This window comes from Pelovirga sp. C15f, assembly GCF_057178085.1.
Genome location: NZ_JBXUCV010000001.1, coordinates 479,786 through 491,843, shown reverse-complemented (window position 1 = coordinate 491,843; position 12,058 = coordinate 479,786). Strand labels below are relative to the sequence as shown.

Genomic DNA, 12,058 nt, shown 5'->3' with positions numbered 1-12,058 from the left:
TGTTATCAGCAGGACAACCAAAGTCAACAGAATATCAGCAAATCGGAAAGAAGCCATATGTCCCTCTATTTTGTTCTAGGTGACCGGGGAAACACGCTTAAGCGCCGTACGCGCCTGCTCATGCTTATCATCAAGCTGGGTTGCCATGGTTAAGGCTTCGAAGGCACCGGCCAGATCATTGGCGGCCTCACGGCAAATACCGATAAGGTGATAGAAATCAGCGCTCGGCAACTCCTGCAACAACTCACCCTGATGCACCAGCTTTTCAATGAGATCATAGGCCTGAGAGATATCGCCGGCATCAAACAGTTTCTTCGCCTGCCCCATTTGTTCAAGCTGAAATTGCAACGCCAGTACCGGAAAGCCACCCTCGGAAATGAGGTCGAGGCGGTGTTGCAACTGAGCTTGCTCTTTATCGTTGTCCATTTGGTTGACGACATTCAGCCAATATAGTTTGGCCTGATGGTAATTACCAGAAAGATAACAGACCTGACCGAGGTGATTGAGGTTATGGACATCTTGAGGGCGGATACGACGAGCTTTTTCAAGCCACAGGCGGGCACACTTGAGGTGTTCACCCGTCGCGGTTAAATGGTTGGGATGCATGGCCAGATTGAAACAGGAAACACCCAACTTATGCAGCAAACCGAAATTATTTTCGTCCAACTGCAACAATATCTTTAAAAGAGGAATTTTCTTCTGTAGTGCGACATCATCATGAGGGCGGGCATCAAGCAGCAGCAACTGTGAACCAATATCGGATATCAAAAAAGGATAAGCCTGACGCAAGATGTCGGCATAAACAGCAGCCCGTTCGGTTTCCGGGTTGGCACACAGATATTCGTAAATTCCTTCGCCGATAAGGCGCTCAGATGGTGTAACGGACAGATCATCAGGGGCGTCGGTAGCGCACAGAGGCAGTGGAAAAGCAGGCAGCTTAAGTTGTTCATCCTCACCGATGGACAAGGTCATCCCAGCTGGTGGGGTCCAGAACACAAAGGATTCATCGGTGGACGGTGACAAAGTTTTGGACATCAGTAAATACCTCACTTCTTGACCGTGAAAATCTACTGCAAAACTGAAGATTAATCAACCGAAGGGATTTTTAAAATATTGCAACCAGGTCAGCGTTCGCTACGCTTCGAATCCTGGCGGATGACCGTTTTATGAATTGAGAAAATTGGCTGGGGCGCCAGGATTCGCCCACTACGTCATCGCCATCACGGCGATTCCTGCGTAGGCTCCCCTACGCTCACTGTCGCGGCCATCCGTGGCCGCTTTTCTGACATCAAGTCAGCGTTCGCTACGCTTCGAATCCTGGCGGATGACCGTTTTATGAATTGAGAAAATTGGCTGGGGCGCCAGGATTCGAACCTGGGAATGCCGGAATCAAAATCCGGTGCCTTACCGCTTGGCGACGCCCCAATCAAGGAAGATCGATTTTCTAGCAAAGATCATTTATAGCGTCAAGGGAAAAGTAAAAATCAATCAACCACCTAGGTTAAAAGCTCACCAAGACCGGCAAAAAGGATGAAGATTATAGTAACAACAACCCTTACCTGCTTTTCTGTGTGGTTTGGTGGCTGGAAGGTTTGTTTTGTAGCTAAACATTTTTCGTAGACCAGAACCGATTGCGCAGGGAATCGGCAAGCGAATAAAGAACCGGAACAACAATCAGGGTCAACATAGTAGCAAAAGCCAGTCCGAAAATAACGGCTACGGCCATTGGCCCCCACCATTCTGACGATTCACCACCAATCTCCCAGCCAAAGGTATGAAAATCAAAACTGACTCCGAGTGCCATCGGCAGCAAACCAAGGATTGTCGTTGCCGCGGTGAGCAGCACCGGGCGAAAACGGACCATCCCGGCACGCATAATAGCAGCAAAAGCATCCATACCGTTACGCATCAACTGGTTGGTGTAATCGATAAGCACAATCGCGTTATTCACCACGACCCCAGCCAGAGAAATGGCGCCGATTCCGGTCATGATGATGCCAAAGGGCTTAGCAGTAATCAACAAGCCTAAGAAAACCCCGGTCAGGGAAAGAATAACGGTAGTCATGACAATCAACGCCTGCAACAGGGAATTAAACTGGGTCACCAGCACCAGCATTATCAGTAATACGGCACCAATAAAGGCTTTGGATAAAAAGGCAGTGGCCTTGTTCTGTTCCTCCTGCTCACCGGAATAGTCAATCAAATAGCCGTTGGGCAGAGTCAGGTCGGCAAGACGCTCCTGTATCTCCATCAATACTTCGTTGCTGTTGCGTCCGTAGGTTTCTGCCGACAGAGTGGCCACACGTTTCAAATCAAGATGACGGATCGAGCCGAAACCCACCCCGGTTTCCACGTGGGCTATCGTCGATAACGGAATCGGTACCCCGGTTTCCGCCGGAATCAACAGGTTTTCAATGTCAGCAAGATATTGACGCCGCTCCGACGGAAAACGCGCGACAATATCATACTCATCCTCACCTTCCCGAAAAACCCCAAGTTTAGTGCCGCTGATGGCTGCCTTGGCCATTTCCGATATTTCCGAAGTTGACAACTGCAGCAAGCTGGATTTCTCACGATCAACCACAATCCGGATTTCTGGTTGCGCCCGCGCCAGGTCATCCTGGATATCGACTAAGCCGGGAACCGACTCGATTCGTTCAAGTATCTCTTTGACCAGACCCTCAATCACATCGATGTCCTCCCCGCTGACCTCAATATTGACCGGGGGTCCGGTGGGGGGGCCCTGTTCCTGCTGTTCTACCACAAAATGAGCACCTGGAATGGGCGCAACCGCCTGGCGAATCCGATCCAGCACATCCGTAGCTAGATCCTTGCGATCATGACGATCAACAAACTCCAGCGAGATCTTACTCAAATTGGAGAGCACACTGCCACCGCCGCCGTCATCGCTGTTGGTAGTGCCAACATCGGTGATAACAAAATTGATGTCGAGTTCTGTCATAGCAATTGCTTCTACTGTTCGTGCCAGCAGATCCGAGGCGTCAAGGTTGGTGCCTACCGGTGCTTCAATTTCGACAAAAGCGCGATTGGGCTCCGTATCAGGGAACAGCTCAACTCCATGATCAAACATGACATAGAGGGTAGTGATACCAACCAACATGAGCAGTGATGCCAGAACAACCAGCAAACGATGACCCAGGGCAAACTCCAAAGACCAGGCATAAGCTTTAAGAATCAGCGGCAGTTTTTTATCTTCAAGGCGGCGATCCGGGGGAACTGTCATAACATGGGCACAAATCGTCGGATTAATGACCAATGCCACAAACAATGAAGCCAGCAGGGTAATAATCAGGGTCTTGGGTAAGAACGCCATAAACTCGCCCATAATACCGGGCCAGAACAGCAGCGGGAAAAAGGCACAGAGAGTCGTTACCGTAGAACTGATTACCGGCCATCCGACCTCAGACACTGCTATTTTTGATGCCTGTTCACCACTGGTCCCGCTCTGCATGTGACGATAAATATTTTCGACGATGACGATGGCATTATCGACCAGCATCCCGAGGGCGAGGATCAGACTGAACAGGACAACCATATTCAGGGTTATGTCGAGCAGATAAAGAACGGAAAAAGCAATCAACATGGTGAAAGGGATTGCCAGGGCAACAAAAAAAGAATTGCGCAGGCCAAGAAACAGAAACAATACACTAACCACCAGGATCAGTCCGGTAATGATATTGTTCTCAAGATCACGTACCATCTTGCGAATATCATCTGACTGATTAAAGGTAACTGCCAGCTCAACTCCCGGAGGCAGCATCGGTTCGGCTTCAGTCAGTAAAGCAAAAACCTGATCAGCAACGTCAATAATATTGGCGCCAGTGCGTTTTTTGATCGCAAGAGTGACACTCTGATCACCATTAAGCCGAGAGTAACTGCTGCGATCTTCAAAAGCATCAACCACATCGGCAACATCCTTGAAATAGATGATGTGTCCATCGCGCCGGGTCAGCACCAGATTGTCAATTTCGTGGGGATCGGTAAACTCGCCGGGGATTCGTAACAGGTATTTGGCATCACCGATATCAATACTGCCCCCCGGGATATTGACATTTTCACGCTGAACGCCACGGATCACTTCGGCGAGGGAAATTTCATAGGCAAACATGCGGTCGGGATCAAATTCAACGCGGATTTCACGCTCGCGTCCCCCGCTCAAGCCTACGTCCAGAACTCCGGGGATGGTCTGTATCCAGTCCTGCAGTTCCTCTGCAACTTTTTTTAAAACGCTTTCGTCAGCAATACCCGCTACCGACACCATCAGAATAGGAAATTCCGACAGGTTAATCTCCTGTACAATGGGATCATTTTCCAGGTTACTCGGCAGATCCCCTTTGGCCTGATCGACCTTATCTCGTACCCACTGCAGGGCCAGATCGATATCCACGTCAGGCATAAATTCGATGATAATCATCGATGACCCTTCGGCACTGACCGAACGGATATTGTCAACGTCTTTTAAGCCTTTAAGTTTGCGCTCTATCGGATGGGTAATCAGACTTTCAATATCTACCGGCGCCACCCCTTCATAAGGAGTTACCACCAGGACATAGGGAACTGTGACATCAGGGGTCGATTCGCGCGGCAAGGTCAGATAGCTGTACATGCCGGCGATGATAATGATCAGCATCAGCGAAAAAATGGTGCTGCGCCGGTTAACCGAGGCATCAGTAATCAGCATTACCGTGCTTCTCCCTCGTTAACGGCTACCCCATCAATCAGCAACTGCTGGCCCTTGATCACCAGTTGTTGGCCGACTTCGAGGCCACTGCGCACAACCAGTTGTTGACCAACCGAACTGCCGGTGACAACCTCCACCTCACGTGCATGGCCATTTTCAACGATATAGGCGACCTTGGTGTTGCGCCGGTCAAGAACGGAGAACAAGGGCACAACCAGTGCCTGTTGATGCTCACGTCGGACAAAGGTGGCACGAACAATCATCCCCGGCCGCAAAATACCATCGGGCTCTTCGATCACCATCCGGGTGTGGTAAGTACGAGAAACCTCATCGGCAACCACGGCAATATACTCAATCATTGCCGTTAGTGGCTCAACCTGATCGCCATGAATAATTGCCGGAGTAATGGTCACCTGTTGCCCCGGCTTTAAAAAAATTACATCTTTTTCCGGAACATCGGCAATAACCTCTAATTGTTCAACCGAAACCAGCCGCAGCAGCGATTTGCCGGGGTCAACATACTCACCTGCGTCAACCATGCGGCGATCGACCATGCCGTCGATTGGTGAACGCAGTGTCGTTTTTTGTAGTTGTATCTGCGCCTGTTCCAATGCCGTCTGTGCCGCTATCAACCCGTTATTGACATCATCAAGCTCCTGCCGACTGACCAGCCCTTCCGACGCCAGGCGTTGCAGGCGATCACGCCGTGCCGTCAATACGGCGACATTTTCGGTCTCACGCTCCAGCTGGGCACGAATCACAGCGGAATCAATTTCAATCAGCATTTGCCCTTGAACCACCCTCATCCCTTCACGGATAGGCGTGTTTACAATCGTACCGGCAACTTCGGCTGAGAGGGTTAAATCGTCGCGCGCCTGTACCCGCGCCGGCAGGGTAAAGGTTTCGGTCAGATCAACCGCAACCAGGGGCTGGGTCACCACATTGACCTCTCGATCGTTGTCGACAACGCTTGCAACTGGTGGCGGGGAATCACAACCACAGATGAGTAACAGCACCAAGGGCAGTATCAGCCGGCTGCAGATAGAAAATTGCCTCATAGTCAACGCTTAAAAGCCCTCCTGGTTAGCATCCAGATAAATCTGGTATCGATCAAAGATTTCGCCCATGACAAATGCCATGTTGGCGTGAGCCAATTGACATGCGGTAGTGGACTGCAAACGCGCAATTCGGGCAGCAATCATATTGTCCTGAAAAGTTACTAAGCGGAACGTATCGGAGAGTCCTTCATCAAGGCGACGCTGTTCCTGTCCCAGGGCAATGGACGCCAGACGTTCAAATTCTGCGCTGATTGTCTGCTGTTCCAATGCGTGATTGAGTTCTACGATTCCTTCGCGGATCTGGGTATGAATAGCCATATCAAGATCGCTGATCTGGTAGTGCTGCTGTTGAACAGTCACCTGGCTCTGGCGCTGACGTGATAGAGCCGCGCGGTTACCCAGGGGTATAGAAAACTCAAGAGCGGCACCCCACTGATAGCCATCGGCGCTGCTCATGCTGGAAAAAGAATCACCCCAGACACCACTGTAAGCAGTGACCGTCTGCTGGCGACCGGCCAAACCATTCAGGCCGGCCTGCAGGCGCAGATCGAGTTGGGGTTTGAGTTGCTGGGTATAAAAGTCAAGTTGCCGTTGCTGACTTGCCAGGGACAATTGAGCAATCTTTAGATCAAGGCGCTTAGCGCGTGCAGTCTCAAGCAGGGCGGAATCTTCGCTGACGATTTTCTCAGGAAGGGTCTCGCCTGCAAACATGGGGACCGGATTAAAATCAGAAGGCAGCAACCCATTAAGTTGACGATTTAACTGCTCCTGAAGCAGATCGTGCTCTTGACGTGCCTGGGCCAGCAGTAACCGGCGTTGTGCCAGGGTAGCCTCGGCTCCCTGGATTTCGGTGATGGCAACCAGACCCTCTTCAAAACGACGACGATTAAAATCCAGCAGGTGCTCTGCCAATACCAGCGCATCCTCTCGCAACCCAATAATCTGCCGCTGCAAGGCCAAACTGCGCAGGGCGTATTCGAGGTCCAGTGCCAGTTCCTGGGCATTGAATAAAAATCCCAGTTCTGTTTGCCGTAGCTGATAGCCGGCGCGGTCGATGGCTGTCTGGTTGGCTACCCGACCAAAGTTGCGCAGTAAAGGCTGGTTCAGCTCAAGAACAAAAGTGCTTCGATAACGCGGGTCAAGGGTACTGGAAGCATCAAATCCGCTGAAACGTTCGGTCAGCAGTTGGGCCGTGGCTGTCATGCCGGTGCTGAAGCGCTGCCGCAGCCCGATAGACCCCTGATACTGGCGGGTCGTTATGCTACCACTGAAATCATCATTAACAAGGGGAACCCTGCTCTGTTCGTACTCTATCAGCGTAAAGGCTTCAGGATCGAATGCTGCCTGTTCAATCACAATGGCCTGGTGTGCCTTGTCTACCTCTAGCTGGTCTATCTGTAGTTGCGTGTTGGCACGCAACCCCAGGACAATCAGCTCATTAAGGGTCGAAGGTGCTGACCAGCAAAGAAGCGGACAGAAAAGACAGACAAAGACAAATAAAGTAACAGGTAGACAATTCACGATACAATCCCATGACAGACCTGTTGGAAGAGAGTTCTCATATTCTTTTCAACTTCTTCCAACGATTTGAAATAACCACTGTACCACCCAGCCAGTAAGCCGACATAGAGTGAAAAAAAATGGCCCGACAACATAAAATGGTCAAGATCTAATGCAATTTCCCCGCGCTTTTCAGCGACAGAAAATACACCCTCAAGAATGTCAAAATAGCGTTGGTTATGTTCGCGAACCTTGTCAGTGGCTTCTCTGGGAAACAACATCTCACGCAGCAGCAATCGACCAAATTCACGGTTTTCAGTAATAGAAGCAAACTTGATCATAAAAAAAGCAACCAGATATTCGACAAAGGTAATTTCTTCTGAATGCTGTTCTTTAAACTGATTGAATGCGGTTATCAGCCGATCGTCGCAGTAATGCAGAAAGATATCGTCCTTGGCCGGGAAATAACCGTAGATAGTTGCCTTGCCGACTCCTGCAGCGCCGGCAATATCATCCATGCTGGTGGCATCAAAACCTTTACGACTGAAAAGGTCGATCGCAGCTGTTTCAATAGCCCGCCTGGTCTGCTGTTTTTTTTGTTCTCTTGTGCCGCTCATGATAAACTCCGGAATAAATGTCGAACGGAGTCGAGTTTACATGAAAATAGTTACAGGTCAACAAAAGAGCCAAGACAACAAAGAATAATTATGGCATAGTGCGCCCAAGCAAATGAAAAGCACCAACAACCAGCAGAGAGTTACAATCAATGAACGATATTGAACGACCAGTCGCTGATCTACGACATAACTTGCGTGCCCCGCTGATCATTCAGAAAGTTCATGTTCATGGTGGGCGGCCGACACTTTTCGGTTACAGCAAGAATATCAGCCGCAGTGGCATGTATATAGCTACAACCAACCCGATTGAACCGGGCCAACAGCTCGAACTGGAGTTTCAGCTTCCTGCACCCCTTAAGGGCACGGCACGCTGTTTATGTGAAGTCATCTGGAAACGCCCCTTTGGCAGCCATCTTCCGTTTGAAGCGGGAATGGGAATCAAATTTATTGATATGCCGGAAGAGATTAGTGAACAACTGGATGAGTGGGTTCGTCATCACCATTCATGATATTGCTGCAGACATCGAACGGCGTCGTAGTAGCCATCTCTGACCACTTCAACCCTTAGCTGACCCAAAACAAACGGATCCATCATACTGGATCCGTTTGTTTTTCTAGGTGGCCGTGGTGGCAGGCTCATCAACTGAGAATAAAATTTTTGCCGGCGTCAATTAATTGTTGCAGTGTCTCTTCGTTCGAAGCTTCGGCATATAACCTGACCACCGGTTCCGTTCCCGATTTACGAAACAGCATCCACGAGCCATCAGCAAACAAAAATTTATTGCCATCGATACGAATCACTTCGCTTATGCTGCGGCCACCGATTTCTGCAGGTGGATTTTCCAGTTTAGCCGGCAGATGAGCTTCCAGCTCAGCCGACAGACGGATATTGATCCGGCGCGTATAAAATGCCCCTACCCGGTTATATAGGTCCGCAAGCAGTTCCTTGAGGGTTTTTTGCTCAACGGCAACCATCTCTGCCACCAGCAAACAGGCAAGGATGCCGTCTTTTTCAGGGACATGGCCACGAACCGTCAGACCGGCACTTTCCTCACCGCCAATCAGAATTTTGCCGGCACTGATATATTCACCAATAAATTTAAACCCGACCGGTGTTTCAAGAACCTTGACCTGATGGTGAGCCGCGACCGCATCGATCAGATGAGAGGTAGCCACGCTGCGGGCAGCATCGCCGGTGAGCCCCTTACGGCGAATCATATAATCGAAGAGTAAAGCCAGAATATAGTTCGGCTCAATGTAGGTTCCATCGCGATCGACGATACCAAAGCGATCTGCATCACCATCTGTTGCCAGGCCCAAAGCGATTTGACTGTCTTCCTTAATCAATTTGATAAAATCAGCAATATGGGCCGCGGCAGGCTCCGGTGGCTCTCCTCCAAAATAAGGGTCAAGGTGGGCATTGATGGTTACGACCGGAACGCCGGATTGTTCAAGCAGAACATCAAGATAACCACGCCCGGAACCATAAAGAGGATTAACCGCAATACGCAGGCCTGATGCGGAAATGGCATCAAGATCGATCAACTTTTTTAGTGTGTCAAAATAGGCTGGAAGCGGGTCAATTTCTGTATAAAGATTCTCTGCTTTGGCCTTGTCGAGATCCATTACCGGGACATCACAACCCTTCAGGGCATTGGCGCGCGCTTCAATATCGGTGGTTGTCTGCGGCAATGCCGGTCCGCCCCAGGCAGGTGAAAACTTGATGCCGTTGTAGGTGTGGGGGTTATGACTGGCGGTAAAGTTGATGGCACCTGCGGCTTTGCGCCGCAACAACTCATGAGCGATGACCGGGGTCGGGGTGTCGCGCTCACACAGATACGAAGGGATCCCGGCTGAAGATAGAACACGCACTGTCTCACGGGCAAAATCCTTGCCCATAAAGCGGGCATCATAACCGATGATGACACCCTGGTCAGCAATCCCTTCGTGATTAAGGTAGTCAGCTATTGCACGGCTGACAGCCCGCACATTATCCAAGGTAAAGTCGTCGCATAAAATTGCCCGCCAACCGGAGGTGCCAAATTTAATCTTTGCCATTTTTGTTTAATCTCCTTAAAAAATTACCGGATTGTATCACGCGTAGCCAGGCATTATGGGTCAATCTGGTTTAGGTGCGCTTTAAAAGAGCTCGGTCACGCCGATTGCTGTTTAACATGGTAACATAAGGACAATCATCTGGCAGTACCCCCGATTGGACCAGTTCCGGGGTGAGACATTCGCATTCAGGCTGTTTATCCTGACGCTCATGATAAACACGGCAATGACGGGTTTGTCGATCGAGAAATTCACACGGAGTCTCAGTGTAAAAAAACTGCCCACGATATTCATATTTTTCGTAACAACAGCGTCCGCAGCGCTCACAAAGAGACTCCCATTCTATTGCAGAATATTTCAAACCTGACATGACCTTTCATGGTTGGCGATTGACAAAAAAGCATTCGCTGCTTAGCTTACTGTCATACGCGAACAGAAGACAATAACCTGTACCTCCAATATTTTAACATCAGGAGTAAACTCATGTCCCTTATGGTTGTGTTTTCAGCATTATTAATGCAACTTTGCCTAGGGGCAACCTACTCCTGGTCAGTTTATGTAATGCACCTGCGAGATCTTGTCGGCATCAGCCAGTTCCACGCCCAGATCCCTTTTACTTTGTTCTATTTTGTCTTTCCGGCAACAATGATCTTTTCTGGGACGCTGCTTGAACGCTTCGGGCCACGTTTTTCAACAATCTGTGGCGGAATTCTGTTTGGAAGCGGCTGGCTTATTTCTTCTTTGGGAGGAGAAAACTTCCTCTATACGATTATCGGTAATGGTTTTATTGCCGGCATTGGTGCCGGGATTGCCTATATAGTTCCCATCTCCACCTGCATGAAATGGTTCCCTAACAATAAAGGACTGGTGACGGGCATTGCGGTCGCCGGCTTCGGTGGTGGGGCAGCGCTTGTCAGTTCAGGTGCAGGATTTCTCCTCAACCAGGGGTTTACCCCGTTTAATTTGTTCGGTTATTTTGGTTTAACATTCACCCTGCTGATTCTCTTTGCTTCCATTTTTATGGTGAATCCCCCCAAATTCAAATACATCGTTTCTGGGGTTTCTCAGAAAGCGAGCTGGATATTTCGTGATCCGCGGTTTTTAATACTCTATTTTTGTATGTTTACCGGTCTTGCAGCAGGATTCGCCGTCAATGCCAACATTAAAGAGCTCTATCAGTCAGCAACCCTGGTAACCGGTGTCAGTGCCGTCTCCTTTTTTGCCCTGGCCAATGCAGCTGGGCGAGTCATCTGGGGCGGCCTGTTTGATCGCCTTGGTACCGTTCAGGCGATTATCATCAACCTGATGGCCCAGGCTGCCATCCTGTTTCTTACTCCCGTTATTCTTATATCCGGTGCCGGTTTGCAGTTGTTTGCCATTCTTACAGGCTTCAACTATGGCGGTGTATTGGTCATCTATGCAGGATCTGTTGCAAAAATCTGGGGAGCACAAAGGGTTGCCTCAATCTACGGCTGGCTTTTTTCAGCCAATATTCCCGGTGCGGTTGCTCCACTGCTGGCCGGTTACTATTATGACAAAATCGGGAGTTTTACCCTGCCTCTGATCAGCCTCGGCGGATTGATCACAATTGCTGCAACCACGGTTTATTGGCACCGCCAGCGAATAAATGAAACCTAAAACCTAGATTCTGCCTGCAGCGGTAATTAAACGATAAAAACCATTGACTCAAAAATACAAATTCGATATTAGTTAGCGTTCTTGAGAACGTATCAAAGAAATCTTTAGGAGGAAATATAAGATGCAGTGTCAAACAGTTCTTCCCGGCACAGAGTGCAGTTTCTGGAAAAAAGCCGGTTGCACCGCAGATGGTGGGAGTTGCAAGGTTATCGTTGAGCAATGTCAGGGTTGTAATCGAGTCGTCACCGGCAGCATTGGTGAGGTCTGCACATCCTATCCAGATCCCGCAGCAAAATGGGCGGCCGGCTTGTGCAACTTTGCGACCCATAAAAAGATTGACATCAAATCTGCAGATGTTCGCGTTAATCCGCTCAAAGCCGCCAAGCGGGCAGCGGCCGGCAAGAAAAAGTAATTATCCCGGCAACGTTTCTACGGTAAAAGGCACAGGTCGGAAAATTCCAGCCTGTGCCTTTTTTATTATCCACCCT

Annotated in this window: 9 protein-coding genes and 1 tRNA gene; 3 read left to right on the top strand and 7 right to left on the bottom strand. The window is 49.6% G+C overall.

Annotated features, from left to right (window positions below; all coding sequences use genetic code 11):
* Positions 1-75: 75 nt before the first annotated feature.
* The 6 genes from AC1931_RS02410 to AC1931_RS02385 all read right to left on the bottom strand — a co-directional run bounded on the left by AC1931_RS02410 (position 76) and on the right by AC1931_RS02385 (position 7,877).
* The gene (locus AC1931_RS02410; RefSeq protein ID WP_483875630.1) at positions 76-1,035 is read right to left on the bottom strand and encodes a tetratricopeptide repeat protein; all 960 of its coding nucleotides are present in this window, start codon (positions 1,033-1,035) and stop codon (positions 76-78) included.
* 315 nt (positions 1,036-1,350) lie between these two features.
* Positions 1,351-1,425, bottom strand: a tRNA-Gln gene (locus AC1931_RS02405).
* A gap of 178 nt (positions 1,426-1,603) precedes the next feature.
* Entirely contained in the window at positions 1,604-4,702 is a 3,099-nt protein-coding gene (locus AC1931_RS02400; protein WP_483875629.1) for an efflux RND transporter permease subunit, read from the bottom strand.
* Positions 4,702-5,760, bottom strand: coding sequence for an efflux RND transporter periplasmic adaptor subunit (locus AC1931_RS02395; RefSeq protein ID WP_483876159.1), 1,059 nt, complete (start codon positions 5,758-5,760; stop codon positions 4,702-4,704). The genes AC1931_RS02400 and AC1931_RS02395 overlap by 1 nt, the downstream gene beginning before the upstream one ends.
* Positions 5,761-5,769: 9 nt before the next feature.
* Complete coding sequence (locus AC1931_RS02390) at positions 5,770-7,281, bottom strand: TolC family protein (RefSeq protein WP_483875628.1); 1,512 nt, start codon at positions 7,279-7,281, stop codon at positions 5,770-5,772.
* The gene (locus tag AC1931_RS02385; protein WP_483875627.1) at positions 7,278-7,877 is read right to left on the bottom strand and encodes a TetR/AcrR family transcriptional regulator; all 600 of its coding nucleotides are present in this window, start codon (positions 7,875-7,877) and stop codon (positions 7,278-7,280) included. The genes AC1931_RS02390 and AC1931_RS02385 overlap by 4 nt, the downstream gene beginning before the upstream one ends.
* 149 nt (positions 7,878-8,026) lie before the next feature.
* Here AC1931_RS02385 and AC1931_RS02380 point away from each other — a divergent pair, with 149 nt between their 5' ends.
* Positions 8,027-8,386 (top strand): PilZ domain-containing protein, encoded by a 360-nt coding sequence (locus tag AC1931_RS02380; protein ID WP_483875626.1) that lies wholly within the window; start codon positions 8,027-8,029, stop codon positions 8,384-8,386.
* Between the two features lie 130 nt (positions 8,387-8,516).
* Here the strand turns inward: AC1931_RS02380 and AC1931_RS02375 are convergent, their stop codons facing one another.
* Positions 8,517-9,935: a phosphoglucomutase/phosphomannomutase family protein gene (locus AC1931_RS02375; RefSeq protein WP_483875625.1), complete on the bottom strand. Its 1,419-nt coding sequence runs from the start codon at positions 9,933-9,935 to the stop codon at positions 8,517-8,519.
* Positions 9,936-10,415: 480 nt separating this feature from the next.
* On the opposite strand from AC1931_RS02375, the gene AC1931_RS02370 reads away from it, so the two are divergent.
* Together AC1931_RS02370 and AC1931_RS02365 are read left to right on the top strand one after the other, a co-directional pair.
* Positions 10,416-11,570, top strand: a complete 1,155-nt coding sequence (locus AC1931_RS02370) for an MFS transporter (RefSeq protein ID WP_483875624.1) — start codon at positions 10,416-10,418, stop codon at positions 11,568-11,570.
* Positions 11,571-11,691: 121 nt separating this feature from the next.
* The gene (locus AC1931_RS02365) at positions 11,692-11,982 is read left to right on the top strand and encodes a PxxKW family cysteine-rich protein (RefSeq protein ID WP_483875623.1); all 291 of its coding nucleotides are present in this window, start codon (positions 11,692-11,694) and stop codon (positions 11,980-11,982) included.
* The last annotated feature ends 76 nt before the right edge of the window (positions 11,983-12,058 follow it).

Coding starts and splice junctions, on each gene's coding strand:
- AC1931_RS02395 (WP_483876159.1), bottom strand. CDS start 5,760: ATGAGGCAATTTTCTATCTGCAGCCGGCTGATACTGCCCTTGGTGCTG.
- AC1931_RS02385 (WP_483875627.1), bottom strand. CDS start 7,877: ATGAGCGGCACAAGAGAACAAAAAAAACAGCAGACCAGGCGGGCTATT.
- AC1931_RS02400 (WP_483875629.1), bottom strand. CDS start 4,702: ATGCTGATTACTGATGCCTCGGTTAACCGGCGCAGCACCATTTTTTCG.
- AC1931_RS02380 (WP_483875626.1), top strand. CDS start 8,027: ATGAACGATATTGAACGACCAGTCGCTGATCTACGACATAACTTGCGT.
- AC1931_RS02365 (WP_483875623.1), top strand. CDS start 11,692: ATGCAGTGTCAAACAGTTCTTCCCGGCACAGAGTGCAGTTTCTGGAAA.
- AC1931_RS02370 (WP_483875624.1), top strand. CDS start 10,416: ATGTCCCTTATGGTTGTGTTTTCAGCATTATTAATGCAACTTTGCCTA.
- AC1931_RS02410 (WP_483875630.1), bottom strand. CDS start 1,035: ATGTCCAAAACTTTGTCACCGTCCACCGATGAATCCTTTGTGTTCTGG.
- AC1931_RS02375 (WP_483875625.1), bottom strand. CDS start 9,935: ATGGCAAAGATTAAATTTGGCACCTCCGGTTGGCGGGCAATTTTATGC.